Genomic DNA, 26,633 nt, shown 5'->3' on the forward strand with positions numbered 1-26,633 from the left:
GCTGTTTTACTGCGCTACGAGACTGCCAAGGAACCGCAATGACCCCCCAGGACTGTATCGACGCGCTCGACCATTGCGCGAGCGCCTGCACCCGGTGTTACTCCGCATGCATCGCGGAGCGGCATATCGATGAAATGGAAAAATGCATCCGGCTCGACATGGATTGCGCGTCGCTGTGCCGGTTGACGTCGGAGGCCCTCGCGCGCGACACGCAGTTCATGCGTGATTTCTGTGACCTCTGCGCGCGCTTGTGCGATACCTGCGCCGACGAATGCGCTCGCCATCCGGCGCAGCATTGCCAGGATTGCAGCGATGCGTGTCGCCGTTGCGCGGAAGCGTGTCGCGCGCTATGACGGCACGCGGGTCCCCGCGCGCCCCGCGATACCCAACCTTCAGCGCCGTGGCTTCGAGCCCTTCCAGCTCGACTTGCGCGCGAATTCGACGAACGAACCCAGATAGTCGAGCGACGCATCGGCATCGCGCGTGCCGAGAAAAATCTGCTTGGCGATGCCGGCCTTGCCGAGCTTCACGCTGACCACCGGCATACGGTCCGCGTATTCGACGGCGAGCCAGCGCGGCAGCGCGGCGACGCCGCGATTGCTTGCGACCATCTGCAGCATGATGTCGGTGGTTTCGATCGTCTTGTGACGGCGCGGGGCGACGTCGGCGGGGCGCAGGAACAGGTTGTAGATGTCGAGGCGGTCGGTGTCGACCGGATAGGTGATCAGCGTTTCATCGACGAGCTGTTCGGGCTCCACGTAGCGCGCGTTGGCCAGCCGATGCCCGTCGGCCACGACCAGCACCTGCTCGTAGTCGAACACGGGTTCGAAGCTGAGGCCGGGCCGCTTCAGCGGATCAGGCGTGACGAGCACGTCGATGTCGTAGCCGAACAACGCGCCGATGCCGCCGAACTGGAAGCGCTGCTTGACGTCGACGTCGACATCGGGCCAGCGCGCGAGGTACGGCGACACGACCTTCAGCAGCCACTGATAACACGGATGACATTCCATGCCGATGCGCAGTGTGCCGCGCTCGCCGTTCGCGTATTGCTTCATGCGCGCTTCGGCGTGCTCGAACTGCGGCAGCAGCCGGTCAGCGAGCGACAGCAGATACTGGCCGGCCTGCGTGAGGCGCAGGTTGCGGCCGTCACGTTCCCATACCGGCGTGCCGAGCTGCTGCTCGAGCTTCCTGACGGTATGGCTCAACGCTGATTGCGTCAGATGCAGCGCACCGGCTGCCGCCGTGAGCGAGCCTAGCCGGTCCACTTCGCGGATCAGGGTGAGGTGAAAGCGTTCGAGCATGACGGGGTATGAGATTCGACAAAGTGCGACGCGTATCGTAGCGCGATTATGCGGTCGGGCCGCAAAACCTGGAAACGTAGCGCAGCCGACGCCGAGGGCATTGAGCGAATACCTACTGCCCGGAGCCAGTCGAAGAACTGGCTCCGGGCACTCGCCTCGTCATTGCGGCGCGTTCGCGTCTAGCGCCGTGGACCAGGTCTGGAAAGTCACTGAGTCACGTTCCAGTGAGCATCGATCGAAATCGGACCGTAGTTCGAGGAAAGATCGAAGTTTCGGGTAATGCGGGATGTGAGCGCGGGATACGGGCAGGCTGGCGAGCACGTCTGCGTACCGGTCTGATCGATGCCTGCGGAATTTGTCGCCGCATATGAGCCCGACTGAGCATACGTGGCCGGGCCATTCCAGAATCCGACGACGTTATCGCCAACCCCTGTGCCCTGCGAGGTCAGTTCGGCCCGCGTCACGAGCGGCGCAACGTTCGCCACGCGGACGCCGGACGGGAGCGAGTGGCCCGTCAGGTCGGGCTACCTGGCGGGAAGATCGAGCATCTCACGCGCTTTGGCCGCACTTGCCACCGGCCGGCCATATTCGCCACACAAAGCGGCTACCCGTGCAACGAGTTGCGCATTGCTCTTTGCCAGCGTGTCCTTGTCCCAGCGCACATTGTCTTCGAGGCCAGTGCGGCAGTGCCCGCCCATTTCGAGAGTCCAATGATTGACCTCCAACTGATGCCGTCCGATACCAGCGGCGGTCCATGTTGCATCCGGCAATAGCGTCTTGAGTTGCTGGACCTCGAACTCGAGAATCTCGCGACGCGCGGGCAGTGCATTCTTTACACCCATCACGAATTGAACGTGCACCGGAGACTTCAGCAGCCCTTGCTGGACGAGATCTGCCGTGCTGTACAACATCGCCAGATCGAAGATTTCGATTTCCGGTTTGACGTCGTAGTCGAGCATCGTTTGCGCAAGCGCGCGCACGAAGTCCGGTGGATTTTCATAGACGGTAGTCGGGAAATTGACGGAGCCCGTTGCGAGCGACGCCATATCCGGGCGCAGGTCGAGCATCGCGCCGCGTTGCTCGAACGAACGGCCACGGCCGCCCGTCGAAAACTGAATGATGATGTCAGGGCAGTGCTTCCGGATGCCGTCCTGAAGTGCGGCGAAACTCGATCGGTCGGAACTCGAGTTCTCCTGTTCGTCGCGCACGTGCAGATGAACCAGGGATGCCCCGGCTTCGTACGCTTCGTGGGTGCTTTCGATCTGCTCGGAGATCGTGATCGGCACGGCGGGGTTGTCCTTCTTGCGGGGAACTGAGCCCGTGATGGCAACGGAGATGATGCACGGTTCACTCATGGCTAACACTCCCGTTCCAGATTTTCGTATTTTCCAAGTCTAGTTCAAAAGGGTGCAACTGATAGTGCCGAGGAAGGGGACAAGCCCTGTCACACCGGAGCGCCGCCAGAGGGCTAAACTTGTTTATCAGCGTCTGTTCTGTTCGCCAACGCTGTTGGCCTTGGTCGCTTCAGACGTCGGTACGCTGGTATGACGACCGCCTCGGAGGCGCCGTGTTCCGCCGGACCTTGACTCGCACCTTGCTCCATGCTGCCGTGGTAGCTGGACTTCTGTGCGGCTGTCCGTGGCTCTTGCCAGCGGCGATTGCCGCCGACATCGCGTCACCCCAGCCCGCCGAGGGGAAGTTGGTTGCACCGGCCAATGCGGCGACGCCCTCTGATTTCCCCACCATCGTCGAGCGATACGGGCCGGCTGTCGTTCATATCCGCGCAACGGCTCCAGAGAAGCAGACATCGGCGCCGGCGCCCGAGGACATCGGCCCCCACGATCCGATAGCCGCGTTTTTCAGCGGCGTTGCGCCGCAATCGCCGGAGCCGCAACGCAATATTGCTCGCGTGACAACGGGAACCGGCTCCGGTTTCATCATCAGCCCCGCTGGCCTCATTCTGACCACCGCTCATGTGGTGGATCAGGCGGATCAAGTCACGGTCAGCCTGACCGATCGGCGGGAGTTCAAAGGCAAGGTGCTCGTCGTCGACACAGACAGCGACGTTGCGGTCATTCAGATCGATGCTGCGGCGTTGCCGGCCGTCAAGCTTGGTGACTCGTCGCGCGTGCGCGTCGGTGAACAGGTGCTGACGATCGGATCGCCCGACCGTTACCAGAACACTGTTACGACCGGCATTGTTAGCGCCACTTCCCGAGTGTTGCCGGACGGCAGCAATTTTTCCTTTTTCCAGACCGAGGTCGCCGCCACTCCCGACAATTCGGGCGGTCCTCTGTTCGATCGGGCGGGCGAGGTGATCGGCATCGACGTGCAGGTTTATCCGGACGTGGGGCGGTACCCAAGCCTGACCTTTGCGATTCCGATCAACCTGGCGAGTAAGGTGCGAGCGCAGTTGCAAACCCAGAGCAATGGCCCGGCGGGCATTCCTGGTGTAGAGGTTCAGGACGTCGGACCTGGGTTGGCGGTGGCCATTGGCTTGCCGCGGCCGGCCGGGGCGCTCGTCAACGTCGTCACGCCTGGTACGCCGGCCGCCGCGAGTGGCCTGAAGCCTGGCGACGTGATCACGCAGATTGGCGACAGGACGATCGCTCGCTCGGCCGAATTGGCGCAGTATGCCGCCGGGCTGCAGCCCGGAACGAAGACGACGCTCACGCTGATCCGCAGCCAAAAGCCGATGACGACTGAAATCATCATCGGCGCGGCCGGCGAAATCCAAAGCGCCGTGCAAACCCCTGGCGCAGCGTCGAATCCCGGGCCGGCCCAAAGTGCAAGCGCCGCACCAGATCGCCTTGGCCTGACGATGCATCCGCTGAACAACGACGAGAAGCGGGCGAGTGATCTTCCGGGAGGGATGATGGTGGACCAGGTGACTGGACCTGCAGCGGCTGCTGGCATTCGCACTGGCGATATCGTCCTGTCGCTCAATGGCGAGCTGATCGAATCCCGGGAGCAAGCGAGCGCTCTGGAAGCAAAGGCGAAGAACGGAATATCGGTGCTGATCCAGCGTCAACATGCGCGCCGGTTTGTCTCCGTCACGCTCAGGTGACCGTCGCTGCGTCATGCGCATGCTCAGCACTTGGCTGACGGGCGGCTCAAAACGGAGCTTCCCGTGCTATGTCCACGATCTCACAACTTCATTGGGGTTCGAGCCAGGCACAGTGAATGCTGCATCTGCATGGTCGACGCCAACTATGGCGGGATCGCGGAGAGGTGCGCCGGACGGCGATTCCGGCGATCAGTTCAGATCGGCCACGAAGATGGCGGGCGTTTTTATAGCTCAAAGGCTTAGCATAGAAAAGCTGGTACACGGCTCTCCATTGCCGTGGCGGAACCGTGGGCGAACAGGCCGAACCGCGGCTCATTTCGATGAGCACTCCGGAAGGGGACGGCAGATGAACGTAGTGAATGGAAGGACCAGGCGAAACGATCCGAAGCGTGTTGGAATGTTCAGGCAGACCGGGCTTCGGCGTTCGGGTGCGGGTAGGCGGGATGCAGACATCGATACCGCACAGCCTTCGCGAGGCCGACGTCTTGCGCTTTGGGGTGCGTCGGCAAGCGCGTTGGCTATCGCGGTGATGGGTGTGGTCGCGCACATCGATCGATTCGACGATGATCAGGCGCTCGGGATCATCGAAACCACGTCGCCAGCACAACACACGACGTGGTCTGGGCATGTCGCGCTGCCGCCGTCGCCTCCCACTCAGCCAACCGCGGTTGGCACTGCTGAACTCGCTCCGCCTGTGTTTTCCGCTCCGTCCGATGACGGCGCCAAAGCTATTCCGGATTCTGCTGCGCCGCAGTCGGTTACACGAAGGCCCGATCAAGCGGGCAATGCCGCCACACCGAATCGCCGCCATTCGGCGCCGTACGTGAGACCAATCGAGCGGCATGCGAGCGGGATCACTCTGCCCGCATCGCCGACGCCGCAGGCATCTTCGTCCGATCATGTCGCCGGATCATCGTCAGCGCCTGCGCGGGGACCAGCAATGAGCGGTGCCGAGCACGCCCCACGCGGATCTTCCGCTTCGCTCGATCACCGCAGTGCACCTTCTCGGAATTCTGCTTCACTGCAGCTGGTTCAAAGACAACCTGCGGGCGGTCACGGAGGAGGTGGTTTGGGCGCGGGCAGTTCGGGGGTAGGCACAGCCGGTTCGGGCGCGGGCGGTTCGAATGCCGGTAGCTCGGGTGCAGGCGCGGCCGGTTCGGGCGCACGCGGATCTGGTGCAGGTGCAGGCGGCTCGGGTGCAGGTGCAGCCGGTTCCGGCGCAGGCAGCTCGGGCACAGGCGCAGCCGGTTCCGGTGGTGGTGGTTTGGGTGCAGGCGCAGCCGGTTCCGGTGCCGGTGGTTTGGGGGCCGGCAACTCGAGTGCCGGCAGTTCGGGCACAGGCAGTTCGAGTGCCGGCAGTTCGGGCGCAGGCAGTTCGGGTGCCGGCAGTTCGGGCGCAGGCGGACACGGCTCAGGCAGTTCCTCAGGCAGTTCGGGCGCGGGCAGTTCAGGCGCCGGCAGTTCGGGCGCCGGCAGTTCGGGTGCGGGCAGTTCAGGCGCCGGCAGTTCGGGCGCAGGCAGTTCGGGCGCAGGCAGTTCGGGCGCCGGCAGTTCAGGCGCCGGCAGTTCGGGCGCGGGCAGTTCAGGCGCCGGCAGTTCGGGCGCAGGCAGTTCAGGCGCGGGCAGTTCGGGCGCCGGCAGTTCGGGGGCAGGCGGTCACGGCTCAGGCAGTTCGGGCGCCGGCAGTTCAGGCGCGGGCAGTTCGGGTGCAGGCAGTTCTGGCGCGGGCGGTCACGGCTCAGGCAGTTCGGGCGCCGGCAGTTCAGGCGCGGGCAGTTCAGGCGCCGGCAGTTCAGGCGCGGGCAGTTCAGGCGCGGGCAGTTCAGGCGCCGGCAGTTCGGGCGCAGGCAGTTCGGGCGCGGGCGGTCACGGTTCAGGCAATTCAGGCGCGGGCAGTTCAGGCGCGGGCAGTTCAGGCGCGGGCAGTTCAGGCGCAGGCGGTCCAGGTGCAGGCAGTTCGGGCGCAGGCGGTCACGGCGCAGGCGGTCCTGGCTCGGGCGGTCACGGGTCAGGGGGGGCGGGCGGAGGCGGTCACGGCGGAGGCGGCTCGGGCTCGGGCTCGGGCGGCTCAAGGTAATCCGCCGCCACATTTTCAGCCGCTCTTTCGTGCAAGAGACGAAGGTCAAAGCGGCTATCCGACGGGTAATCCCGATTGTGTGGCGCGACAGTCTGGATGAGAGACGCGCGACAAACAAGGTGAGAATGTCGCGGCGAAGTTGGTGATGCCGAATTGATTGACGCAGCTTTTTTTGATTGTCACCGATGCGGCTCTCATCTCGTTTGATGCACGGCACGATTCGATGGAATATGACGGCTGAAATCCCTCGCGTATGTCCATCTCTATGGTGGAAGCTCCGATGACTGCAAATGTCAGTTGCCGAAGCGTCTCGAAAAGCCAATGACGGGAACTGCCCGGCAGTAGGCGTTCGTCCAGCTCGCTGGAAAGCTGCGATTGAAGGCTCCGATGTCGGCTCCCGGGAAAGTCCATCGAACAGGTGCTCTCGGCTGCGGATTCAACCGGCCATTTACACTGACGCAGCAAACGTCCGAAAGCCGAATGGGAACAGTCAGGTATTTCAGTTCAGCGTCACGCTGAACGCTTTACGATCCTTGAAATCAATTCGTCCACCCGCGACAGAAACAGGCTGACAATCGGCGCGGTATTGCTCGGGCTGTAACCCACGGCCAGCTCTATTGTCGGGACGTCCCCTTCTAGCGGCCGGCTCACGACGGACCATGGCATCAGGTTCTGCACATAGGCCGGTATCAGCGTGACGGCGCGCATCGAAGCGATCAGCGACATCACCATCGCCGGATTGTCGACGCTTTGCGCGACGTCTACGTCGACGCCCGATTTGGCCAGCCAGGTGTCGATCACCTGTCTCAGCCGGGCTCGGCTCGCATAAACGCCACGTCGAGCTTGCCGTGCGCCAGGGCGGCGGCCAGTTCCGTCGAATAGTCGCTGGAGACGGTAACCTCGATATTCGGCAACTCCTCGCGCAACAGGTGCATCGCGTCGGGCAGCCATGTCATTTCCTGACCAGTCAGAAATCCCAGCGCAAAGCGCGGTTTCGCCGGCTGCGCCGCACGCCGTGCCGCCTCCACGGCTGTATCTACCTGAGCTATCGCGAGCCGCGCATGATCGATGAAGGCCTTGCCCGCGTCGGTCAGTTCGACGCCGCGCGCGCTGCGTACCAGCAGTTCCACACCGACCTGATCTTCCAGATCGCGAATTTGCCGGCTTAACGATGGTTGCGAAGTATGCAGCCGTTTTTCAGCCGCCTCCGTCAGGCTGCCGGTCTCGGCTACCGCAATGAAGTACCGCAAATGACGCAGTTCCATGGTTTTCTCGCCCCATGCCTGTCAGGCATGTACCCAAGCTTCCAAAGTCTTTTTAATCGACCCGGGAAGCACGTAGATTAAGTCCTGTCATCTCTTTCATTGCAGCGAACGCCAACAAGCAATGCGGTCGCGCCAGGACCGACCGACACCGGCATGCTCGACCGCTTTACCGGCACACCAGAGAGGAAAGCGGCGCTGGCAGGCGGCGGGCCGCTCGCGCGTATAGGCAAGCCGGCGGACATCGCCGCAGCGGTGCTCTTTCTGGCGTCCGAAGGCGCGGCCTTCGTGACGGGGCAGATCGTCACGGTCGACGGCGGCAAGACGGCGGGCTGATCCGCGCTTTCTTTCTTCCCCTACCTTCTGATGCCGGGAGTATCGAATCATGAACACGTTATCGGGCAAGACCGCGCTGGTGACCGGCGCATCACGCGGCATCGGCCGCGCCAGCGCGCTTGCGCTGGCGAAGGCGGGTGCCCAGGTGCTGGTGCACTATGGCCGAGGCGCGCAGGAGGCCGACGCTGTCGTCGAGGAGATAAGGCAAGCGGGCGGCACATCCTAGAAGATAGCCGCTGACCTGCGCGCCGCTGATGGTCCACACCTGCTCGCGCGGCGGACGTGCGCGATCGTCGACGGCCGCCTCGACGTCCTGGTTGCCAATGCCGGCATCTCCGGCGCGGCGACGATTGAAGAAGCCACAGTCGAACACTTCGACAACCTGTTCACGGTGAACGTACGCGTGCCGTTCTTCCTCGTTCAGCAACTGCTGCCCGTGATGTGCAAGGGCAGCAGCATCGTGCTGCTTTCGTCGCTAGCCGCGCACGCCGCGCTCGGCACCCTAGCGGCCTATGCGGCCACCAAGGGCGCCATCGACATGCTTGTCAAACATTTCGGCGCGGCGCTCGGTGACCGGGGCATCCGGGTCAACGCTGTCGCGCCCGGTGCGGTCTCGCGTCTTCGGTAAGCGCGTCCGGCGACGGTCCGGTTTGACGCATTTAACGCGTCAAAAAGCTTGCATTTCGCGCGCGAAAAACTATCTTTGGTTAACAAAACGATTCTTCGCCTGGCACCGGAGGAGACTCATGCCGGCTACACGTATGATGATTGCGCGTCGAGCCGGCGTCAGCGTGGCCACGGTCGATCGTGTGCTGCGCGACGACCAGGGGGTTCGCCCTGAAACGGCCGAGCGCGTCCATCTCGCGCTGGCCACGTTGCGTGACGAACGCGCAAGCCGCGGCCGGCCGGCGAAAACCACGTCGTTCCGGGTCGCTTTCGTCTTACCGCAAATCAACTCCCGCTTTCTCGATCAGGTCGAGCGCGATATTGCGCTGTCCGCCAGCTTCTTTCGCGAGCATCGTCTCGTCTCGTCGTTCTATCGTTGCGACCTGTCCAGCCAGCGCGACGCAACATCGCTCGCACAGCAACTGATCGACTATGACGCGCTCGTGCTCGTGCCGCTCGACTACCCGTGGGTCGAGCGAATGATCCAGGACATGACCGATGCGAATGTGCCGGTCGTCACCGTCTTTTCGGATTTACCGTCGAGTGCGCGGGCTGCGTATGTCGGCGTCGATAACCGGATCGCTGGAAGAACGGCGGGTCTGCTGATGGGACGCTTCGTGGGCGCGCGCATCGGCACGGTCGCGGTGCTGTCGGCGTCGTCGCGTTTGCACGATCAGCTGGAGCGTCGTACGGGCTTCTCCCAGGTTCTCGAGGAAGACTTTCGCAACCTGCGCTGGCTGACCGAGCCCGACTTCGCCGAGGACGACGACAGCGCCGGTCTTGCTGTGCAAGGGCTGATGGCGGGGCACCCCGATCTCGTCGGCGTGTATGTGACGGGTGGTGGCATTTCCGGCATCGCATCGACGTTGCAGGAATCGGGCGACAAGACGCGCGTCGTGCTGATCGGCCACGAGTGCACGGCCGACACTCGGGCGCAACTTTCGGAGCGGGCGATCGACGTCATCCTCGATCAGGATGTGCGCGGCATCGTCCATTGCGCGGGGCTCGCCGCCATCAATTTACTGAACGACGTGCGCGGCGTGCTCGCCATTCCGACGCCCGAAACCCGTATTTATCTTCGTGAGAATGCGCATGCCTGAAGCTCGCGACACGCGGACGGCTCGCTGAGTCTGCCAGAGCTCTAAATACAGCGTCCGGCGCATGGGCGCTGTCTGTCATCAGGTTGGAGACCCGACGGAGACAAGGAGAAGAGACATGATACGGCTTACGACAGCAAGGGTAATCGCGGCGCTGCTGGCGTCGCTGGGGCTGAGCTTCGGATCGGCGGCACACGCGCAGGGCAAGCAGCTGACGTTATGTTGGGCCGCATGGGACCCCGCCAATGCACTCGTCGAATTGTCGAAAGACTTTACGGCGAAAACCGGCATTGCGATGAAATTCGAGTTCGTGCCGTGGACGAGCTACGCGGACCGCTTTATCAATGAACTCAATTCGCACGGAAAACTTTGCGACCTCATCATCGGAGATAGTCAGTGGATTGGCGGTGCCGCGGTCAATGGGCACTACGTGAAGCTCAATGATTTCTTCGACAAGAACAAGATTTCGATGAACGATTTCGTGCCGGCGACCGTCGTCGGCTACTCGGAATGGCCCAAGAACACGCCGAATTATTGGGCGCTGCCCGCAATGGCGGACGCCGTCGGCTGGACGTATCGCAAGGACTGGTTTGCAAGGCCCGAACTGCGCGCGGAGTTCAAACAGAAGTACAAGCGCGAACTCGAACCGCCCACTACGATGGATGAACTCAAGCAGACCGCCGAGTTCTTTCAGGGCCGAAAGATCGACGGCAAAACCGTGTATGGCGTGTATATCTTCACAGAGCGCGGTTCGGAAGGGATCACGATGGGCGCGACCAACATGCTCTATAACTTTGGCTTTGAATACGAGGACCCGAAGAAGCCTTATCGCCTGGACGGCTTCGTGAATTCGCCAGGCGCCATCAAGGGGCTCGAATTCTACAAGGCGCTTTACAAGTGTTGCACGGCGCCGGGCATGACGAACGCCTACATGCAGGAAGGGCTCGATGCGTTCAAGTCTGGCCAGGTCGCGATGCAGATGAACTGGTTTGCCTTCTTCCCCGGACTGTACAAGGACCCGAATGTCGGCGGCGACAAGATCGGCTTCTTCGTCAATCCAAAAGAAACGAAACAGTTCACACAGCTCGGCGGGCAAGGCATTTCCGTCGTGTCGTACTCAGACCACAAGGCTGACGCGCTCGAATACATCAAGTGGTTTGCGCAGCCCGATGTGCAGAAGAAGTGGTGGCAACTCGGCGGCTACTCGGCGGCGAAGTCAGTGGTAGATGCGCCGGACTTTCCGAAGAGCGCGCCATTTGCGCCTACATTCCTGAAGTCGATGGCGATCGTCAAAGACTTCTGGGCCGAGCCCGCGTATGCCGAACTGCTGCTCGACATGCAAAAGCGCGTGCACGACTATGTGGTGGCCGATAAAGGCACTTCGAAGGAAGCGCTCGATCTGCTCGTCAAGGACTGGAACAAGGTCTTCAAGGCTGAAGGGAAGAACTAGCGTCATTGCACATGAACACGCGGACCGGCAAGCCGATCAATCTTGTCGGTCAGCGACAACAAGGAGTCAGGCATGTTGGCAAACAAGCCTTTTCCTCCGGAAGGGTTGCAGACGCAAGCGCAGACGCGCGCTGCCGCGCGCCTGCGCGGGCTGTCGGACCGGACGATCGCGTGGCTGTTCATTCTTCCCACTATCGTGCTGCTGCTCGCGATCAACATCTTTCCGTTGATCTGGGCATTGCGGTTGTCGTTCACGAACTTCAAGTCGAACATGCCGAGCGTGCCCGCGCGCAATGTCGGCATCAGCAATTACACGGACATACTCACCGACGAAGACATCTGGTACGCCATGCAGGTGACGGCGCGCTTCGTGTTCTGGTCGGTCGGGCTCGAAGTGCTGCTCGGTTTCGGGCTCGCGCTGCTGATCAACCGGCAGTTCCGCGGCCATAGCTTCTGGACCACGCTGATTCTGCTGCCGATGATGCTTTCGCCCGCTGTGGTCGGCAACTTCTGGACCTTCCTGCTGCAACCGCAAACGGGACTTTTCAACGACATCGTCAGCTTTTTCACGGGCATTGCGCCAAACTCGTTCCAGATGATCGGCGACGTGCCGCTCGCGCCGTGGACCATCGTGATGGTCGATACGTGGATGTGGACGCCATACGTGATGCTGATCTGTCTCGCGGGATTGCGTTCGATTCCGGACTACATCTACGAAGCGGCCGAAGTGGACCGTGCTTCGCCGTGGCGGCAATTCTGGTCGATCACCTTGCCGATGACCCTGCCGTTCCTGATGCTTGCGATCCTCTTTCGCGGTATCGAGAACTTCAAGATGTTCGACATGGTGAACCTGCTGACATCAGGCGGCCCGGGCTCCGTAACGGAAACTGTGTCGATCACGCTCAAGCGCGCTGCGTTCGAGAAGTGGCAGACGGGGTACTCGTCCGCACTGGCGATCATCCTGTTCGTGGTGGTCTTCGGCGCGGCGAATATCTATGTGAAGGCACTCAACCGGGTGAAACAGCGATGACAGACCTTGCGCTTCAACAGTCGGTGGTGGCGGCATCGCCGCGCAGCAAGACGTTCGCCGCCTTCATCGTTATCGCCTACGCACTGATTGCGGCCCTGCCGATCGTATGGATCATCCTGACGAGCTTCAAGACGCAGGAAGACGCGGTTGCCTATCCGCCCGTCGTGGTTTTCCACCCGTCGATGGAGGGCTATGTGAATCTGTTCACTATCCGCTCGCGGCAGACGCCCGAGTTCATCGCGAGCTTGCCACCCGCTCAAAGCTGGTATGACCGCGATGTGCGCAAGCGCAATATGGTGATTGCGGGGCCGTCGAAGGTCTTGCCGCGCTTCGTCAATTCGCTCGTGATCGGCTTCGGCTCGACCTTCCTTGCGGTTTTTCTCGGCACGCTCGCAGCCTATGCGTTCTCGCGTTTCAGGATTCCGCTTGCCGACGACTTGCTGTTCTTCATTCTGTCGACGCGGATGATGCCGCCCATCGCCGTCGCGATTCCCATCTTTCTGATGTATCGCGCTCTCGGCCTCTCCGATAGCTACCTCGGCATGATCGTGCTCTATACGGCTGTGAACGTGTCGCTGGCGGTGTGGCTGCTCAAAGGATTCATGGACGAAATCCCGCGCGAATATGAGGAAGCAGCCCTCGTCGACGGATATACGCGGTTGCAGGCTTTCGTCAAGGTCGTGCTGCCCCAGGCGATCACGGGCATTGCCGCGACGGCCATTTTCTGTCTGATCTTTGCATGGAACGAGTACGCGTTCGCATTGCTGCTGACGAGCGGCGATGCACAGACGATGCCGCCGTTCATTCCGTTCATCATCGGCGAAGGCGGACAGGACTGGCCGGCCGTCGCGGCCGCCACGACGCTGTTCGTTCTGCCCATCCTGATCTTTACCGTTGTACTGCGCAAGCATCTGTTGCGCGGGATCACCTTTGGAGCAGTGCGCAAATGAAAGCCCAACCTGCCATGCCGCGCCGCCGCCTGTTCCGACGGCGTTACTGTGAGGGCGCATCGACCGTGCTTATCGGCCTTGGCATTGCGATGCTCGTCCAGCCATTCACGGTCGATCTCTACACCTGGTCGTTTCCCGTGATTCTGGTGGGCGCGCTGGCTTTCGTCGTCACCAGTCACTTCCCGGAGTGAGCCATGTCGACGATCGTTCTCTCCAACCTTCATAAACGCTTCGGCGCCTTCACTGCGGTGCACGATACGAATCTCACCGTGAGCAACGGCCGCTTCGTCGTGCTGCTCGGACCGTCCGGCTGCGGCAAGACGACGACGTTGCGCATGATTGCCGGGCTCGAACTGCCGACCTCAGGCCAGATTTTGATCGACGGCGACGATGTGACGGGATTGCGGGCGCGTCAACGCGACATTGCCTTTGTGTTCCAGATGTTCGCGCTCTATCCCCATATGACTGTGCGGAACAACATCGCCTTTCCGCTGAAGAACGAAGGCATTTCGCGCCGCGAGATTGCGGCGCGTGTCGATGCGGCCGCGCATATGCTGCGCATCGAAAGTCTGCTGGACCGAAAGACGGGTGGACTGTCGGGCGGCGATCGTCAACGCGTCGCCTTGGGCCGCGCGATTGTCCGGCACCCGAAGGCTTTTCTGATGGACGAGCCGCTGGGCACGCTCGACGCGGATTTCCGCGAACTGATGTGCCTTGAGTTGCGCAAGCTGCACAATGCGCTCAACGCAACGACGGTCTACGTGACGCACGACCAACGGGAAGCGATGGCGATGGCCGACGACATCGTTGTGATGAGCGGCGGCGAGGTGTTGCAATCCGCGTCGCCGCATGAGGTCTATCACTTCCCCGCGACGGTGTTCGTTGGGAGCTTTATCGGCAGCCCCCCGATGAATTTTCTGGCCGTGGACGGCGGCGTCGAAGCGGGCGTGGAATCGGTCTCGCTCCGCGGCGTGGCCGTGTCGGTGCCGCGCACTGTTGCATCCGCCGCGAAAGCGCTGCTTGGAGTGCGGCCCGAGCACGTCGTGATCGACGAGCACAGTGCGTTGCGTGGACGCGTGATTGCCGACGAGTATCTCGGCTCGCATCAGATTCTGGTCGTCGAAACCGCGCTCGGCGTGGTGCGCGTGCGGGTCGGCAAGAACGAAGGAAGAGCGGCGGGAGCGCAGGTCGGGTTGTCGTTTCACAAGGAGCGCACGCTGATGTACGACGCATCCAGCGGCGTGCTGCTGCCCGGCGCTGTGCGGCGGATGGCCGTCAACGGACGCAGCAACGGAGGCGCTTATGTCTGAGATTCGCCTGGATGGGGTGACGAAGCGATTTGGCGATATCGTCGCGGTGGATGATGTGTCGTTCGACGTGAAAGAGGGCGAGTTCGTCGTGTTGCTCGGGCCGAGCGGCGCGGGCAAGACCACCACGTTGCGGCTCATCGCTGGTCTGGAACGCCCCGACGAAGGCGAGATATTCATCGACAGTGCCCCCGCGAAGGACATGCATCCGGCGGACCGAGACGTCGCCTTCGTCTTTCAGCAGTATTCGCTGTACCCGCATCTGACGGTGTTTGGCAACCTGGCGTTTCCACTGCGCTCCCCGCGGCGGCGCGTGAGCGAGGCGGAAGTCACCGCGCGCGTGCAGATGGTCGCGCAAATGCTGCACATCGAGTCGAAACTTGGCAATCTGGCGACGCATCTGTCGGGCGGCGAGATGCAGCGAGTCGCCATCGGACGCGCGCTAGTGCGTCAGCCCAAGGTGTTTCTGATGGATGAGCCGCTGTCGTCGCTCGATGCGAAGTTGCGCGAGGAGATGCGAATCGAACTGAAGCGTCTGCATCGCACGATCGGCGCGACGATCATCTACGTGACGCACGATCAGGTCGAAGCGACCACGCTTGCGGATCGCATCGGCATACTCGAGCAGGGACGCATCGTGCAGATTGGTGCGCCGCGCGATGTGTATGGCGATCCCGCTTCACTTGGCGCTGCGCAACGTCTCGGCTCGCCGCCCATCAACTTGCTGCCGCCCATGTTGTTCGATCCTTCCACGATGCCGGCCGGCACGTCGACGGTCGCGATCCGGCCTGAAGACATCGTGCTGCACGCGCCTGATACGCGCGACGTGATCAATCTTCGCGTGCTTGAATATTCCCCGCTGCGACATCTGCTGATCATGGAGCGCGACGGCACCGCCATCGTCGCGACGACCATGACCGAGCGCAATTTCACGCCTGGGCAAACAGTCGGCGTGTCGCTGCCTGCGCGCAGCCTTCTCTATTTCCGCTCCGACGGCAGGAGGATTCCGGCATGAACGGGAAAACGGTCATGGCGTGCATCGAGGCCGCGCATGCGACGCTAAAGAAACACACGGACGAGATCGCCGCGCTCGATCAGCAGATCGGCGATGGCGATCATATCTTCAACCTGTTGCGGGGCGTCGATGCGCTGCTTGCGATGCGCGCCAATATCGAGGCCGAGGCGTTTGCGCCCGCGCTGGAACAGGCCGCCTCCAAATTGCTGTCGACCGTAGGCGGTTCGTCGGGGCCGCTGTTTTTTTCGTTGCTGCATGGCATGGCAAAGGCCGCGCAGAACGCGGACACAATGAGTGTGGAGGACGCGGCGCGGATCTTCGCCGCGGGTGTCGACGCCGTAGCCCAACGCGGCAAAGCCGGCATCGGCAGCAAGACGATGATGGACGTGCTCATCCCCGTCTCGTCACGCTTCGTGGAACTAGCCGAAGATAGTGCGGAGCCCGAAGCCGTGCTCGACGCGCTGCCGCTGACGGCCGAAGAGGGCATGCGCGCGACGCGCGACATGCTCGCGACCAAGGGGCGCGCGTCGTTTCTCGGCGAGCGTGCACGCGGGCACATCGATCCCGGCGCACGGTCGAGCCAGTTGATGATCAGTGCGATATGCGCGCGGCTCGCGCAGGACAGAGAGTGAAAGGAGCGCAGACCATGAAAAAATTTATCAACCATGTCGACGACTTTCTAACTGAGAGCCTTACTGGATTCGCCGCCGCGCATGGTGATCTCGTCGTGCTCGACAACGATCCTGTGTTCGTGCGGCGCACTACGCTGAAGCCAGGCAAGGTTGCGCTCGTCTCGGGCGGCGGCTCGGGACACGAGCCTTTGCATATCGGCTTCGTCGGCTACGGGATGCTGGATGCCGCGTGCCCCGGCCAGGTATTCACTTCGCCGACGCCCGATCAGATGATGGCAGCCGCCAAGGCCGTCGATACGGGCGCGGGAACGCTCTTCATCGTGAAGAACTATTCCGGCGATCTGATGAACTTCGAAATGGCGTCCGAGATGTCCGAGTTGCCGAATGCGATGGTGTTGATCAACGACGATGTCGCCGTCGAAAACTCCAGTTATACAACGGGGCGGCGCGGCGTCGCGGGTGCCGTGATCGTCGAGAAACTGGTGGGCAGTCTCGCCGAGAGCGGCGCCAATCTCGAACAATGCAAGGCGTTCGGCGACCGGATCAACAAGCGTACGGCGTCGATGGGGGTCGCGTTTTCCAGTTGCACGGTGCCCGCGGCGGGCACGCTGACGTTCAAGATCGGTGACGATGAAATCGAGGTCGGCGTTGGCATTCATGGCGAGCCAGGGCGGCGTCGCGCGCGCTTTGCCACAGCCGATGCGATCGCGGCAGAGCTGCTGACGGCGATCATCGCCGATTTGAAGCCGGGGAACGGCTCCGAGTTGCTGGTCTTGATCAATGGACTGGGCGGAACGCCGCTCGGCGAACTGTATCTGTTGTTCAATTCCACACGCTCGTGGCTGCACCAGCGCGGTCTCGCGGTCGCGCGCGTGCAGGTCGGATCGCTTACGACGTCGCTGGAAATGGCCGGCGCGTCGATCACCTTGTGCATGCTGGACGACGAAATGAAGCGGCATTGGGATAGCCCGGTGCATACGCCATCGCTCAGATGGGGAATGTAGCCTGGCGCCACGTGGCCGTCAGATTTGCGCACGCGGCGGCAGCGGAACCGCGCGAGCCGCGAGCCGGCGTTAGCGCCCACCACCCCCCGGCTATCGAGGTGTCGGGCACAGCGCTTGTGCCAGCTCCGCCTTCAAGAACCGTGTCGGACCTGTTCACCCGCAAGACCGTGCCGTTGTTCATGCCGGCCAGCAAGCCGATGTCGACGGTCGCCGCCGGCCTGGGAGCCGTGCTCGCCGAGCCAACAATGTTGAGGTTGCGCACGATGCCCTGGGTGCCGATCACGCCGAACAGCCCATCACCTGGAAGAACGGCTCCTCCATGTCTCTCCGATATGGATTACCCCGCGTCGGCGGCTTTTTTTCGTTTGCCTCAAACATCGACCGCCGCTGTTCGCCACCAGCCAACAGGGTGGGACGGCTCCGTTTGTCCGGGCCGAACCAGGCGCGTGTTCAGATCGGAACCTGCTAGCCAATATATTTCTTGAGAGCTCAAATTTATCGCTTTCGAATCATGGGCTTATCAATCTTGGATCACTGCTCTGGCATTCCTTGGCACGCCGCTCGCATAAGGAGTCGCGAGCGCAACAACTGGTGCTCATCCACTCAACCCGATTAGGAGATTCATCATGCTGAAGATCGACAACCTCGCCATGGACAGCAAAGAACTCGACCGCGCCGCAATGAGCGACATTCGCGGCGGTCAAGGCGTGAGCGCCCCCACCTCGATCGCCCAACAAGTTTTTGGCGATAACATCGGCAGCCCGATCATCAACGCGCCGACCAACGTCAATGCTCCCGTGAGCGTTGATCTGACGAACATCAATAAGACGGTGAACAAGTACAGCAGCAGCTACGGCTACGGGTACCCGGTGCTGTTCTAATCTGCCTCCGGCAGCAAGAGGGAAGGGACGGGGGTTTGTTTCCTTCTCCTCTCTCCGAGCCAGCCTTGGTTGACGCCGAGATGGCTCAGAGAGAGGTCCGCATCTCCGGCGCGGCCTCTCTCCTGAGAAAGTGTTGGCCCACTTCGGTGGGCCTCTTTTTGTCTGCCTCAAGTATCGAATTGTCTTGCCTCGCGATCGCACGCGTAAGGCGTAAGTAAATTCGGGCGATCGAGGATAGTCTTGATGCGGTCGCGAACCCGGCGCGCGGTTCGCCTTTTTCGTCCAGATCGGCTGGAGAATCCGCACGATCATCGCAGTGTCGATGTCGCCCATTCGAACCTCACCGGTCACGGGATACGCGTACGTTCCGAGCGTATTCCCCCACTGCTGGCCATGCTTGCGATTGGGCCATCGAGATTCCGGCACGCGGATAACCGCTTCGGCTGCCTCGCGAAATGTCACGTTGACATCGAACGAGATATCGAGCAACTGTCTGCGCTGCTGGTCACGTCGCGTGAGGATGGGACGATCCGGTTTCTGACCATATCGCGGTATCTCGCGGCCAGTTTCCGCGCCTCGCGAGGTGAATCTTGAGGCAGACAAAAAGAGGCCCACCGAAGTGGGCCAACACTTTCTCAGGAGAGAGGCCGCGCCGGAGAATGCGGACCTCTCTCTGAGCCATCTCGGCGTCAACCAAGGCTGGCTCGGAGAGAGGAGAAGGAAACAAACCCCCGTCCCTTCCCTCTTGCTGCCGGAAGCCGATTAGTACAGCACCGGGTACCCGTAGCCGTAGCTGCTGTACTTGCTCACCGTCTTGTTGATGTTCGTCAGATCAACGCTCACGGGAGCATTGACGTTGGTCGGCGCGTTGATGATCGGGCTGCCGATGTTATCGCCAAAAACTTGTTGGGCGATCGAGGTGGGGGCGCTCACGCCTTGGCCGCCGCGAATGTCGCTCATTGCGGCGCGGTCGAGTTCTTTGCTGTCCATGGCGAGGTTGTCGATCTTCAGCATGATGAATCTCCTAATCGGGTTAAGTGGATGAGCACCAGTTGTTGCGCTCGCGACTGCTTATGCGAGCGGCGTGCCAAGGGATGCCAGAGCAATGATCCAAGATTGATAAGTCCATGATTCGAAAGGGATAAATTTGAGCTTTCAAGGAATATATTGGCTAGCAGGTTCGATCTGAACACGCGCCTGGTTCGGCCCGGACAAACGGAGCCGTCCTACCTGTTGGCTGGTGGCGAACAGCGGCGATGAAGTTCAACGCAAATATCGAGATCTGTGAGGAGAGGGCGCGGAAAACTTCTTCCTTTCCGGTTTGTCCGCTGAAGACGTGATGAGTATCAAACGCGAGGGCTCTCACCCTGAAGTTCACGTTGAGGGCAATGCGGAGTTGCACGAAGCGCTGGATCTAATCTCGTCAGGATACTTCTCGCGCCGCGAAAGGAATCATGGTCACAAGCGCAGCCCTCCCCCGGAGCACTCGGTGTACCGATGTCTTCACCGCTCGATCATAGTGGTGTCAATGCGCGTGCCGCGCTTGATGAAGAGTGTGACGGGGGTCTTTTCGCAGATCTCCGCGAGTCGGGCCCGTTGCGTGGCGTCGAGCGGCGCATCCACGTTGACGGTGCGACGGATGTACGGGTTGCGCTCCTGGTCGACATGCAGGGTCGTGGTCACATCGATGGCGCCGTCGGGCCAGCCCTTGCGCTGCATGTACATGCGCAGCGTCGCGGACGTGCACGCGGCGAGACCCGCGAGCACGAATTCGAAAGGGGCAGGCCCGCGATCCTGACCGCCTTCGTGCGGGCCCTCGTCGCCAGCGAGCGCATGGCGGCCGGCTTCGAGGGCCACGAGGTAGTTGGGGGCATCGGCGGCGAGCCGTGCGGAGGCGGTGGCGAGCGGCATGGTAACTCCTCGGAATTGGGCGCCACCGCAGCGGGGGGCGATTGCGGCGGGACGCGTTGAATTTCGCCGGCTGTGTGCGGACCCCGGCGCTGGTGGGAACGATTGTGCCACCCTCAGCGAGGCTCGCGCTGAGCGCGGGTCATACGCTCTCAGGCGGCTTCGCACCGTGCGTCGGCTGCCGCCGTCTGACCCACGGCGAATCGATCCTCGCGATGCTTGCCTGCTAGATGAAGCTGTATTAGCCGGGTCCTCGATCTGACAGGTAGTCGGGCCGATAAAGAAAGAGTCATCAATGTGGGATGAGTTTCTCCCTGGCGAGTTCCAGCGAATCGAGGAAGGTGCGCATTCGGCATCACCGCTCTGGTTCTCGCTATCACCTACGCTTACGATGCCCTCCGCGTTGTCGGCGCGATGTATCTGCTCTATCTTGCGTGGCAGGCAGTGAAGCCCGGCGGACGCTCACCATTTCAGGTCCGCGATCTTCCCATGGACAGCCCTCGCAAACTGTTCCTGATGGGGTTCATCACCAATCTGCTGAATCCCAAAATCGCCGTGCTTTACCTTTCGCTACTGCCTCAGTTCATTGATCCGTCGCGCGGCAGCATATTTCATCAATCACTTGCACTGGGCGCAACGCAGATCGTGATCAGCGTCCGCGTGAATGCAGCCATTGCGACTATGGCCGGTTCGATTGCGGGATTTCTCGCAAGCCGCCCGACGTGGATTACGCTTCAACGCTGGTTGATGGGCACAGTGCTAGCGGGTCTTGCAATCCGCATGGCAACGGAAGCCCGCCGGTAATCTGTTCGATTGCATCAAAGCCACTTCACGTTTCCTGTCCCGCGCGCACGAATGGCGGGGGAAGGTGGAGAGCAGCGCCGCTCGACCTTCCCTGAGTCTTCATGGACGAACCTGGATGATCGTCTTCCCGCTGATCCGCTCAGTCGGATTGAAAGCGGCGACGACTTCGTCGAGGGTCGCGATCTTGCCGATGTTCGTCCGCAGTCGTCCGTCCCGTACCCGCTGGACAATCTCATTCAGTTGGGCACGATCGGACTCGACAACAAAGTCGACCGCGAGACCATTGTCGGGTCGCGCCTCGGATGGCCCGACAATGGACACGAGCGTTCCGCCGGCTCGAACCAGGCCCGCGGACCGTTTTCCGATGTCGCCGCCGATGACATCGAAAACCAGATCGACTTCGCCGACATCTTCCAACCTGTCGTTGTCGAGGTCGACAAACTCCTGCGCGCCAAAGTCGAGCGCCTTCTCACGGTCGGCAGCGCGTCCTGTGCCGATCACGTAAGCGCCGGTCTCTCGCGCGAGTTGAGTCACCATCGTCCCGACTGCGCCGGCTGCACCGTGCGCGAGAACGCGCTGGCCCGCCTGAAGGCGCCCGTGCTGGAACAGTCCTTGCCACGCGGTCAGTCCCGAGATCGGCAGGCTCGCGCCCACTGTGAAGTCGACATCGCCCGGCAGCGGCGCAAGGTTGCGTGCCTCGATCGCCACATAGTCAGCGAGGGTGCCGTCTCGATACCAGTCTGCGAGGCCGAACACTCGCTGTCCGACCGACAACCCCGTCGTGCCATAGCCGAGAGCGGTGACCACTCCGGCCAGTTCGTGGCCGGGGATCGAAGGTGTTCGATCACGGTCGCCGCGATCGGTCCAGGTCGACGGCCACGCCAACTCGGTCCCAACGAATCCCGAGGCGTGAATCCGAACAACAACGTCATTTATCGCCGCCGCCGGCTCGGGCCGCTCGGACAGTTTCATCGCGGCCGTTCCCGCCGCTTGATCCGTCGCAATGATTGCCTTCATGGGGATTATCTCCTTTAAGATCAGCCCGGCTGCCCCGGGCCATTGGCTCACTCAGGACCGCTCGCCCGGCTCGATGCGTCGGGCTCGTGGCCACGTAACGTCCGTGTGATCGGGGCCGAAAAGTGTGTCGCGGGTTTTAGGACTTCCTCGACAATGAACCGTCTGATAGTGGAGGGCGCTTCATACTCACAAGCTCCATCACCTCATGCCGAACATCTGCGGATGAGATCGCAACGGTCAACCATTTCCCGTCGGGGTAGGCTCGTGCTTCATCGTAGAGCTTGACCAACTGCGGGCTCCAGAAATAACGCCGCTCCTCAAACTTCTCTCGCTCTGCTCGCCCCAACACCACCAGGACCGAAAACAGCCCGTATGCGGGCAACAACGTGCAGAACGCCTTGGTCTTCCTGTAGCGCAGCGACCAGCCCCGTTTCTTGCCACCATAGAGCCAATCCGGCGCGAAAACACCGGGGTAGGATGCCTCGATCCAGCTCTGCAGCTCGGCCCAATGCTCGAACGCGTCCGGCCCGATCCAGTCTCGGACAATGCGCTCATCGGGCGGTGCTGATTTGTCGGTGATCCTGTCGCCGATCTGGGGGGGCTGCTTCACGTTGCTTTCCTCTTTCTCTTCACCGGTGGAATGCTGATAAGCGAACTTCTCGGTCGAGCACTCCGCGCCTGTTTGCCGATGGGTTTCACACCGTACTTTCGATAGTAGGTTTTCCTGATCTCGTCCTGACTTCGAGCAGGCTCGGCGAACACATGCGCCGGCGACAGCAGCGGGGTGATCGCAGTGGTTTCGATCCTGACGACGTGATCGACGGGATACTCGAGGCCGTTCGTCGCGCGAACCCAGTCCGCGATCATCGAATACTCGTCATCGCCTGGCGGCAGTATCGACGCATAGCCTTTGAATCGATAACCGCGCCTCTGGAAGATGTCGATTACGTTGATCTCGACGGCGGGATTGCGCCTCAAGTTTCGTATCGTCGTGGGCGAGGCGATATCGGCGAAGTAGAGGGCACCATTCCTGACCGTCAAGGACGCCTTCGGCGAAAGATTAGGCGTCCCATCCTCGTTGACTGTCGCAACGAACGACAGTATCGCCTGCTTGATGATGGCCTCCATGTCGGCGTTGATTTCGATCATAGGTGTCCTCGCTTGAAAAGAATCTCAGCGGCGTTACGCACCGCTTTCCAGAACATCCTGACCGCGGACGGATCATGGACCAACGCGGATGATCGTCTTCCCGTGGGTCCGCTTGGTCCCATTGAAGGTGGCGACGGCTTCGTCGAGATTGGAGACGTTACCGATGTTGGTGCGCAGCCGTCCGTCACGCACACGGTCGATGATCCTCGTGAGTTGGGTGCGGTCAGGCACGACGACGAAGTCGATCGCCAGGCCGTCGGTGGGATGTGCGTCGGTCGGGCCGGCGATGGTCACCAGCGTTCCCCGAGCTCGAATCAGACCGGCCGACCGTTTCGCGATATCGCCACCGAAGACATCGAAAACCAGATCGATCTGGCCGACGTCTTCAAGGACGTCGTTCTCGAGGTCGACGAATTCCTGCGCGCCGAAGGCAAGCGCCGTCTGCCGGTGGGCGGCGCGTCCGGTGCCGATGACGTAGGCGCCGGCCTCACGTGCGAGTTGGGCGACCATCGAACCGACAGCGCCGGCTGCGCCGTGCACGAGCACGCTCTGCCCCGCCTGGATGCGACCGTGATCGAACAGTCCCTGCCACGCGGTCAGGCCCGGCATCGCCACGCTCGCGCCTACCGTGTAGTCCACGTCGCCCGGCAACGGCGCGAGGTTGCGTGCCTCGACGGCCACATAATCCGCCAGCGTGCCGCTGCGATACGAGTCCGTGATGCCGAACACTCTTTGTCCCACCGCCAACCCCGTCGTGCCATAGCCGAGCGCGCTGACCACTCCAGCCAGTTCTTGCCCGGGAATAACCGGCGTCCGGTCACGGCCGAGGCGATCGGTCCAGGTCGAGGGCCATGTGAGCTCATCCCCCGTGAATCCGGAAGCATGAACCCGAACGACGACGTCGTTTATCGCTGCCTCCGGATCGGGCCGGTCCATCAGCTGCATTCCGGCCGTTCCCGCGGCCCGGTCCGTCACAATGATCGCCTTCATCGTCTATCTCCTTGTGAGTGGTCTATCGTCGTTTCCGAATGCCCTTTCAAACGGGGGAATCGCGTTCAGATCGAGCCGGCCGGCGTAACCGCGGGAAAGTCCTTCTCGGGGTCGAACACGTTATTGAAAAAGTTCGTCAGCGAGTACATGGCCACCAGCGCGACGATCTCCATCACGTTTGCATCCGTGTAGCCGGCATCGCGGACGGCTTTAAGATCGGCGTCGCTGACTTGCCCGCGGGCCTCGATGACCTTGCGCGCAAACTGGACAGCGGCGTCGCGCTTCGGATCGGCGGCATGGCCTTTGCGGGCGAGAATGATTTCATCGGCGGGCAGCTTCGCCATGTGTTCGGCCGTAAAGCTGTGAACCGTCAGGCAGTAGTTGCAGGCATTCACTTCGGAGACGGCGAGGCCGATGCTGTCACGCGTCTTCACGTCGAGCGCCTTGCTCAGCGAACCGAGCAGGGTAGCCCATGCGTTGAACGCGATCGGGCTTTGCGCGAAGCTCGCCATCATATTCGGGGTGAAGCCGATGTTTTTGGTGAACGCGTCGAGCGTCGGCTTCGATTCGGCCGGCACCTGTTCCGGCTTTAGAGCAGTAGTTCTTTGCATCGTAGTTTTCCTTATCAAGTTGCTGGTTTTACAGATCGACAAAGGTCCGTGTACGGACCGTTCGTGGGCTTCGCGCCCAGGTCTTGGGTTGAACTCGAGGCGGCTCGGTCTTTTGATGTGGTCGCTACCACGGCGACGCCTAGACCAGGTCCAACACGTCGGCCACGGGACGACGCGGCTTTTGCGCCCAGTTTCCCTGACGCTCTGCTCCGACGGACAGCAGCATGACGGGCACTTCGTCCTCAGCCAGTCCGAACTCGCGGTGCACGGCTTCATCATCGAAACCGATCATCGGCGTCGAACCCAGGCCCATCGAGCGGGCCGCATAGATCATTGCCGCCGCGCCGAAAGTGGCGGTGCGTACCGCCTCGTCGCGTCGGCGCTGCGGGTACGCCATATACAGATTGCGCGCGGGGATTTCCCACTCCGGCACCATGGTTGCCGGCATCACGCCCGCTTCCACCAGCGGTGCCAGACGCTCCGGGATCACGCTGGTTTCGACTAGCTGGCCGCAGACGATGAAAGTAACCGCTGCATCTTTGACCGCAGGCTGGTTCCAGGCAATCGGACTCAGCCGGGCCTTGGCTTCGGGTGTGCGTACGGCGATGAAGCGCCAGTTCTGCAAGTGGAATGATGTCGGCGCACTCGTCCCGATTCGTACCAGCTCGCGGATCTGTTCGTCGCTCAAGGTGGCGGCGGGGTCGTAATACTTGGCCGCGCTGCGGCTCAGGATGCATTCGATGACGGGATTGGTCACGGTGATTTCGCTTTTCATCAGAATTCCTGTGTTGTCGGGAATAGCGACACGGCTCATGGTATGAACCCTTCGTCTGGTGGTTAGGAGCCTTCACTTTAGGCCTGCTCGATGCCGCTTTCGAGACTGCATTTACTCAATAAAATGTCCGAAAGGATCAAGTCGACGCGGACCATCCATCCGCCGGCTATCAAGACGACACGGCGCATCTCGTCTCGTCGAGATCGAGGTTTACGCGCTGCAGGTATAGAGGAACGCGTCGAGGCTCGCTGGCGCGAATGGGCGGCCGCGCCGACCCGTCTAACGCCTCATCCGGGTTACATACCGAATGCGACGCGATAATTCCGTGGCCATTACTGGCCGGTGCGGGCTAAACGGCGCCATTGACCAGGCGTCATGCCCATCCTCTCGGTGAACACACGCCGGAATGACGATACGGATTGATACCCTACCGACTCGGCCACGGCCTCGGTGGTCATCATCGGCTTCTTCAATTCGTTGGCCGCCAGGCTCATTCGGATCTCCGTCAGCAGCTCGAGGGCCGAGCGCCCCAGCGTGTCCTGAAAGTGCCGCATGAAGGTGGCGCGTGACATGCTGCACAATTCGGCTAGCTCAGGCAGGTTCCAGGGCCGCGCCGGATCGGTGAACATGGCTGAAATGGCCGGCGCCAATCGTGGATGGCCGGCCAGCGCCAACAGGCCCGCGGGGGCCTGTTCGGATTCGCTCGCCTCGCGCAATACCAATGTGAAAAGCGCTGACGAAAGGGCGTTGAGGATTGCGTATCCACCGACTTTGTCGCCCGTGGACTCTTCGCGCATCAGCCCCACGAAATTGGCCAGGTGATTCGAAGCAGGCCTGATACCCGGTTCACCAGGACTTTCCATCGTCCGTACCACCAGATTGGTGGGCAGGTAATTGCGAATCAGCCGATCATGAGGCGGCCCGATGAGAAATCGCCCGCACAGCATGTCCAGACGCTCGCCCTGGCCGTTGTTCTCGCTGAACATCAAACCGGCGGAATCCCGGCGTTCGCAGGTAGGCCCGGGCGTGTGTCCGCTGCCGTCGTGCAGCACGTGCGCCGACCCGTGCGGCAGCAGCACGATATCGCCGGCCACCAGCTCCGTGGCCGTCTCTGTATCAGGATCCTCGATGACTGCCCGGCCCTTGAGGACGACGTGGTAGGGAATCTCATGCGCCGCGGACTGGTCCCAGGCCACGCGCCATGGCGCACCGTAGACGCAGCGAACCTCCAGCCGGCCGGTGATGGTGATCATTTGCAGCAGGTGGCTCAGCCAGTCGAATTGGGACATGGAATTCCGTTAGGCC

The 26,633-nt window shown here is 61.8% G+C and carries 23 protein-coding genes and 5 pseudogenes; 15 read left to right on the top strand and 13 right to left on the bottom strand.

Translation table 11 applies throughout. From position 1 onward, the window contains the following. Nucleotides 1-38 precede the first annotated feature (38 nt). Nucleotides 39-353, top strand: coding sequence for a four-helix bundle copper-binding protein (locus BC1002_RS39990; RefSeq protein ID WP_013094029.1), 315 nt, complete (start codon nt 39-41; stop codon nt 351-353). Nucleotides 354-392: 39 nt separating this feature from the next. On the opposite strand, the gene BC1002_RS31535 is transcribed toward BC1002_RS39990, so the two are convergent. Both BC1002_RS31535 and BC1002_RS31540 read right to left on the bottom strand, forming a co-directional pair. Next, complete coding sequence (locus BC1002_RS31535) at nt 393-1,301, bottom strand: LysR family transcriptional regulator (protein WP_013094030.1); 909 nt, start codon at nt 1,299-1,301, stop codon at nt 393-395. A gap of 524 nt (nt 1,302-1,825) precedes the next feature. Further along, a complete protein-coding gene (locus tag BC1002_RS31540; protein ID WP_013094031.1) occupies nt 1,826-2,656 on the bottom strand; it encodes a 3-oxoadipate:acetyl-CoA acetyltransferase in 831 nt (276 codons plus the stop codon). A 212-nt stretch (nt 2,657-2,868) separates the two neighbouring features. Here BC1002_RS31540 and BC1002_RS31545 point away from each other — a divergent pair, with 212 nt between their 5' ends. Further along, complete coding sequence (locus tag BC1002_RS31545) at nt 2,869-4,368, top strand: trypsin-like peptidase domain-containing protein (RefSeq protein ID WP_013094032.1); 1,500 nt, start codon at nt 2,869-2,871, stop codon at nt 4,366-4,368. 2,587 nt (nt 4,369-6,955) lie between these two features. On the opposite strand, the pseudogene BC1002_RS31560 reads toward BC1002_RS31545, so the two are convergent. Then, a pseudogene (locus tag BC1002_RS31560) lies at nt 6,956-7,710 on the bottom strand (LysR family transcriptional regulator). A gap of 120 nt (nt 7,711-7,830) precedes the next feature. Here BC1002_RS31560 and BC1002_RS31565 point away from each other — a divergent pair. The 12 genes and pseudogenes from BC1002_RS31565 to BC1002_RS31625 all read left to right on the top strand — a co-directional run. Next, nucleotides 7,831-8,043 (top strand): annotated as a pseudogene (locus BC1002_RS31565) (SDR family oxidoreductase); the annotation flags it as partial. Nucleotides 8,044-8,092: 49 nt separating this feature from the next. Further along, nucleotides 8,093-8,656, top strand: a pseudogene (locus tag BC1002_RS31570) (SDR family NAD(P)-dependent oxidoreductase); the annotation flags it as partial. A gap of 133 nt (nt 8,657-8,789) precedes the next feature. Then, nucleotides 8,790-9,809 (top strand): LacI family DNA-binding transcriptional regulator, encoded by a 1,020-nt coding sequence (locus tag BC1002_RS31575; protein WP_013094034.1) that lies wholly within the window; start codon nt 8,790-8,792, stop codon nt 9,807-9,809. A gap of 115 nt (nt 9,810-9,924) precedes the next feature. Continuing rightward, nucleotides 9,925-11,256: an ABC transporter substrate-binding protein gene (locus BC1002_RS31580; RefSeq protein WP_013094035.1), complete on the top strand. Its 1,332-nt coding sequence runs from the start codon at nt 9,925-9,927 to the stop codon at nt 11,254-11,256. Nucleotides 11,257-11,328: 72 nt separating this feature from the next. Next, nucleotides 11,329-12,285, top strand: coding sequence for a carbohydrate ABC transporter permease (locus tag BC1002_RS31585; protein ID WP_013094036.1), 957 nt, complete (start codon nt 11,329-11,331; stop codon nt 12,283-12,285). Next, nucleotides 12,282-13,235, top strand: coding sequence for a carbohydrate ABC transporter permease (locus BC1002_RS31590; protein ID WP_013094037.1), 954 nt, complete (start codon nt 12,282-12,284; stop codon nt 13,233-13,235). The genes BC1002_RS31585 and BC1002_RS31590 overlap by 4 nt, the downstream gene beginning before the upstream one ends. Then, a complete protein-coding gene (locus BC1002_RS31595) occupies nt 13,232-13,426 on the top strand; it encodes a hypothetical protein (RefSeq protein WP_013094038.1) in 195 nt (64 codons plus the stop codon). The genes BC1002_RS31590 and BC1002_RS31595 overlap by 4 nt, the downstream gene beginning before the upstream one ends. Nucleotides 13,427-13,429: 3 nt before the next feature. Next, nucleotides 13,430-14,545, top strand: coding sequence for an ABC transporter ATP-binding protein (locus BC1002_RS31600; protein WP_013094039.1), 1,116 nt, complete (start codon nt 13,430-13,432; stop codon nt 14,543-14,545). Continuing rightward, on the top strand, nt 14,538-15,557 hold the full coding sequence (locus BC1002_RS31605) for an ABC transporter ATP-binding protein (protein WP_013094040.1): 1,020 nt from the start codon (nt 14,538-14,540) through the stop codon (nt 15,555-15,557). Before BC1002_RS31600 ends, BC1002_RS31605 begins: the two co-directional genes overlap by 8 nt. After that, nucleotides 15,554-16,189: a dihydroxyacetone kinase subunit DhaL gene (dhaL, locus tag BC1002_RS31610; protein ID WP_013094041.1), complete on the top strand. Its 636-nt coding sequence runs from the start codon at nt 15,554-15,556 to the stop codon at nt 16,187-16,189. Before BC1002_RS31605 ends, dhaL begins: the two co-directional genes overlap by 4 nt. A gap of 14 nt (nt 16,190-16,203) precedes the next feature. Then, nucleotides 16,204-17,193, top strand: a complete 990-nt coding sequence (gene dhaK / locus BC1002_RS31615; RefSeq protein ID WP_013094042.1) for a dihydroxyacetone kinase subunit DhaK — start codon at nt 16,204-16,206, stop codon at nt 17,191-17,193. Nucleotides 17,194-17,819: 626 nt separating this feature from the next. Beyond that, nucleotides 17,820-18,074, top strand: a complete 255-nt coding sequence (locus BC1002_RS31625; protein ID WP_013094043.1) for a hypothetical protein — start codon at nt 17,820-17,822, stop codon at nt 18,072-18,074. Nucleotides 18,075-18,395: 321 nt separating this feature from the next. Here the strand turns inward: BC1002_RS31625 and BC1002_RS39875 are convergent. The 3 genes and pseudogenes from BC1002_RS39875 to BC1002_RS31640 form a co-directional block, all read right to left on the bottom strand. Next, nucleotides 18,396-18,689: pseudogene (locus BC1002_RS39875) on the bottom strand (hypothetical protein); the annotation flags it as partial. A 147-nt stretch (nt 18,690-18,836) separates the two neighbouring features. Beyond that, entirely contained in the window at nt 18,837-19,088 is a 252-nt protein-coding gene (locus tag BC1002_RS31635; protein ID WP_013094044.1) for a hypothetical protein, read from the bottom strand. 489 nt (nt 19,089-19,577) lie between these two features. Next, nucleotides 19,578-19,985 carry an OsmC family protein gene (locus BC1002_RS31640; RefSeq protein ID WP_013094045.1) on the bottom strand — a complete coding sequence of 136 codons (408 nt, stop codon included), beginning with the start codon at nt 19,983-19,985 and terminating at the stop codon, nt 19,578-19,580. A gap of 342 nt (nt 19,986-20,327) precedes the next feature. On the opposite strand from BC1002_RS31640, the pseudogene BC1002_RS31645 reads away from it, so the two are divergent. Further along, nucleotides 20,328-20,786, top strand: a pseudogene (locus BC1002_RS31645) (LysE family translocator); the annotation flags it as partial. A 99-nt stretch (nt 20,787-20,885) separates the two neighbouring features. On the opposite strand, the gene BC1002_RS31650 reads toward BC1002_RS31645, so the two are convergent. From BC1002_RS31650 to BC1002_RS31680, 7 genes are all read right to left on the bottom strand, one after another. Further along, complete coding sequence (locus tag BC1002_RS31650; protein ID WP_013094046.1) at nt 20,886-21,803, bottom strand: NADP-dependent oxidoreductase; 918 nt, start codon at nt 21,801-21,803, stop codon at nt 20,886-20,888. 136 nt (nt 21,804-21,939) lie between these two features. Further along, nucleotides 21,940-22,413 carry a DUF3788 domain-containing protein gene (locus tag BC1002_RS31655; RefSeq protein ID WP_013094047.1) on the bottom strand — a complete coding sequence of 158 codons (474 nt, stop codon included), beginning with the start codon at nt 22,411-22,413 and terminating at the stop codon, nt 21,940-21,942. After that, nucleotides 22,410-22,952, bottom strand: coding sequence for a pyridoxamine 5'-phosphate oxidase family protein (locus tag BC1002_RS31660; protein WP_013094048.1), 543 nt, complete (start codon nt 22,950-22,952; stop codon nt 22,410-22,412). Before BC1002_RS31660 ends, BC1002_RS31655 begins: the two co-directional genes overlap by 4 nt. A 72-nt stretch (nt 22,953-23,024) precedes the next feature. Next, entirely contained in the window at nt 23,025-23,942 is a 918-nt protein-coding gene (locus BC1002_RS31665) for an NADP-dependent oxidoreductase (RefSeq protein ID WP_013094049.1), read from the bottom strand. A 65-nt stretch (nt 23,943-24,007) separates the two neighbouring features. Next, on the bottom strand, nt 24,008-24,553 hold the full coding sequence (locus tag BC1002_RS31670; protein WP_013094050.1) for a carboxymuconolactone decarboxylase family protein: 546 nt from the start codon (nt 24,551-24,553) through the stop codon (nt 24,008-24,010). 139 nt (nt 24,554-24,692) lie between these two features. Further along, nucleotides 24,693-25,328, bottom strand: a complete 636-nt coding sequence (locus tag BC1002_RS31675) for a nitroreductase family protein (RefSeq protein WP_041735730.1) — start codon at nt 25,326-25,328, stop codon at nt 24,693-24,695. A 332-nt stretch (nt 25,329-25,660) separates the two neighbouring features. Further along, nucleotides 25,661-26,617 carry an AraC family transcriptional regulator gene (locus BC1002_RS31680; RefSeq protein ID WP_013094053.1) on the bottom strand — a complete coding sequence of 319 codons (957 nt, stop codon included), beginning with the start codon at nt 26,615-26,617 and terminating at the stop codon, nt 25,661-25,663. Nucleotides 26,618-26,633: the final 16 nt, after the last annotated feature.

Origin of the sequence: Paraburkholderia atlantica, assembly GCF_000092885.1 — a bacterium.
Classification (GTDB): Bacteria; Pseudomonadota; Gammaproteobacteria; order Burkholderiales; family Burkholderiaceae; genus Paraburkholderia; species Paraburkholderia atlantica.

What these genes read in the sequence shown, in the direction of transcription:
- BC1002_RS31640 (WP_013094045.1), bottom strand. Translation starts at nt 19,985, where the DNA reads ATGCCGCTCGCCACCGCCTCCGCACGGCTCGCCGCCGATGCCCCCAAC.
- BC1002_RS31600 (WP_013094039.1), top strand. Translation starts at nt 13,430, where the DNA reads ATGTCGACGATCGTTCTCTCCAACCTTCATAAACGCTTCGGCGCCTTC.
- dhaK (WP_013094042.1), top strand. Translation starts at nt 16,204, where the DNA reads ATGAAAAAATTTATCAACCATGTCGACGACTTTCTAACTGAGAGCCTT.
- BC1002_RS31585 (WP_013094036.1), top strand. Translation starts at nt 11,329, where the DNA reads ATGTTGGCAAACAAGCCTTTTCCTCCGGAAGGGTTGCAGACGCAAGCG.
- BC1002_RS31670 (WP_013094050.1), bottom strand. Translation starts at nt 24,553, where the DNA reads ATGCAAAGAACTACTGCTCTAAAGCCGGAACAGGTGCCGGCCGAATCG.
- BC1002_RS31650 (WP_013094046.1), bottom strand. Translation starts at nt 21,803, where the DNA reads ATGAAGGCAATCATTGCGACGGATCAAGCGGCGGGAACGGCCGCGATG.
- BC1002_RS31580 (WP_013094035.1), top strand. Translation starts at nt 9,925, where the DNA reads ATGATACGGCTTACGACAGCAAGGGTAATCGCGGCGCTGCTGGCGTCG.
- BC1002_RS31625 (WP_013094043.1), top strand. Translation starts at nt 17,820, where the DNA reads ATGCTGAAGATCGACAACCTCGCCATGGACAGCAAAGAACTCGACCGC.
- BC1002_RS39990 (WP_013094029.1), top strand. Translation starts at nt 39, where the DNA reads ATGACCCCCCAGGACTGTATCGACGCGCTCGACCATTGCGCGAGCGCC.
- BC1002_RS31675 (WP_041735730.1), bottom strand. Translation starts at nt 25,328, where the DNA reads ATGAAAAGCGAAATCACCGTGACCAATCCCGTCATCGAATGCATCCTG.
- BC1002_RS31540 (WP_013094031.1), bottom strand. Translation starts at nt 2,656, where the DNA reads ATGAGTGAACCGTGCATCATCTCCGTTGCCATCACGGGCTCAGTTCCC.
- BC1002_RS31605 (WP_013094040.1), top strand. Translation starts at nt 14,538, where the DNA reads ATGTCTGAGATTCGCCTGGATGGGGTGACGAAGCGATTTGGCGATATC.
- dhaL (WP_013094041.1), top strand. Translation starts at nt 15,554, where the DNA reads ATGAACGGGAAAACGGTCATGGCGTGCATCGAGGCCGCGCATGCGACG.
- BC1002_RS31575 (WP_013094034.1), top strand. Translation starts at nt 8,790, where the DNA reads ATGCCGGCTACACGTATGATGATTGCGCGTCGAGCCGGCGTCAGCGTG.
- BC1002_RS31595 (WP_013094038.1), top strand. Translation starts at nt 13,232, where the DNA reads ATGAAAGCCCAACCTGCCATGCCGCGCCGCCGCCTGTTCCGACGGCGT.
- BC1002_RS31590 (WP_013094037.1), top strand. Translation starts at nt 12,282, where the DNA reads ATGACAGACCTTGCGCTTCAACAGTCGGTGGTGGCGGCATCGCCGCGC.
- BC1002_RS31680 (WP_013094053.1), bottom strand. Translation starts at nt 26,617, where the DNA reads ATGTCCCAATTCGACTGGCTGAGCCACCTGCTGCAAATGATCACCATC.
- BC1002_RS31665 (WP_013094049.1), bottom strand. Translation starts at nt 23,942, where the DNA reads ATGAAGGCGATCATTGTGACGGACCGGGCCGCGGGAACGGCCGGAATG.
- BC1002_RS31635 (WP_013094044.1), bottom strand. Translation starts at nt 19,088, where the DNA reads ATGCTGAAGATCGACAACCTCGCCATGGACAGCAAAGAACTCGACCGC.
- BC1002_RS31535 (WP_013094030.1), bottom strand. Translation starts at nt 1,301, where the DNA reads ATGCTCGAACGCTTTCACCTCACCCTGATCCGCGAAGTGGACCGGCTA.
- BC1002_RS31660 (WP_013094048.1), bottom strand. Translation starts at nt 22,952, where the DNA reads ATGATCGAAATCAACGCCGACATGGAGGCCATCATCAAGCAGGCGATA.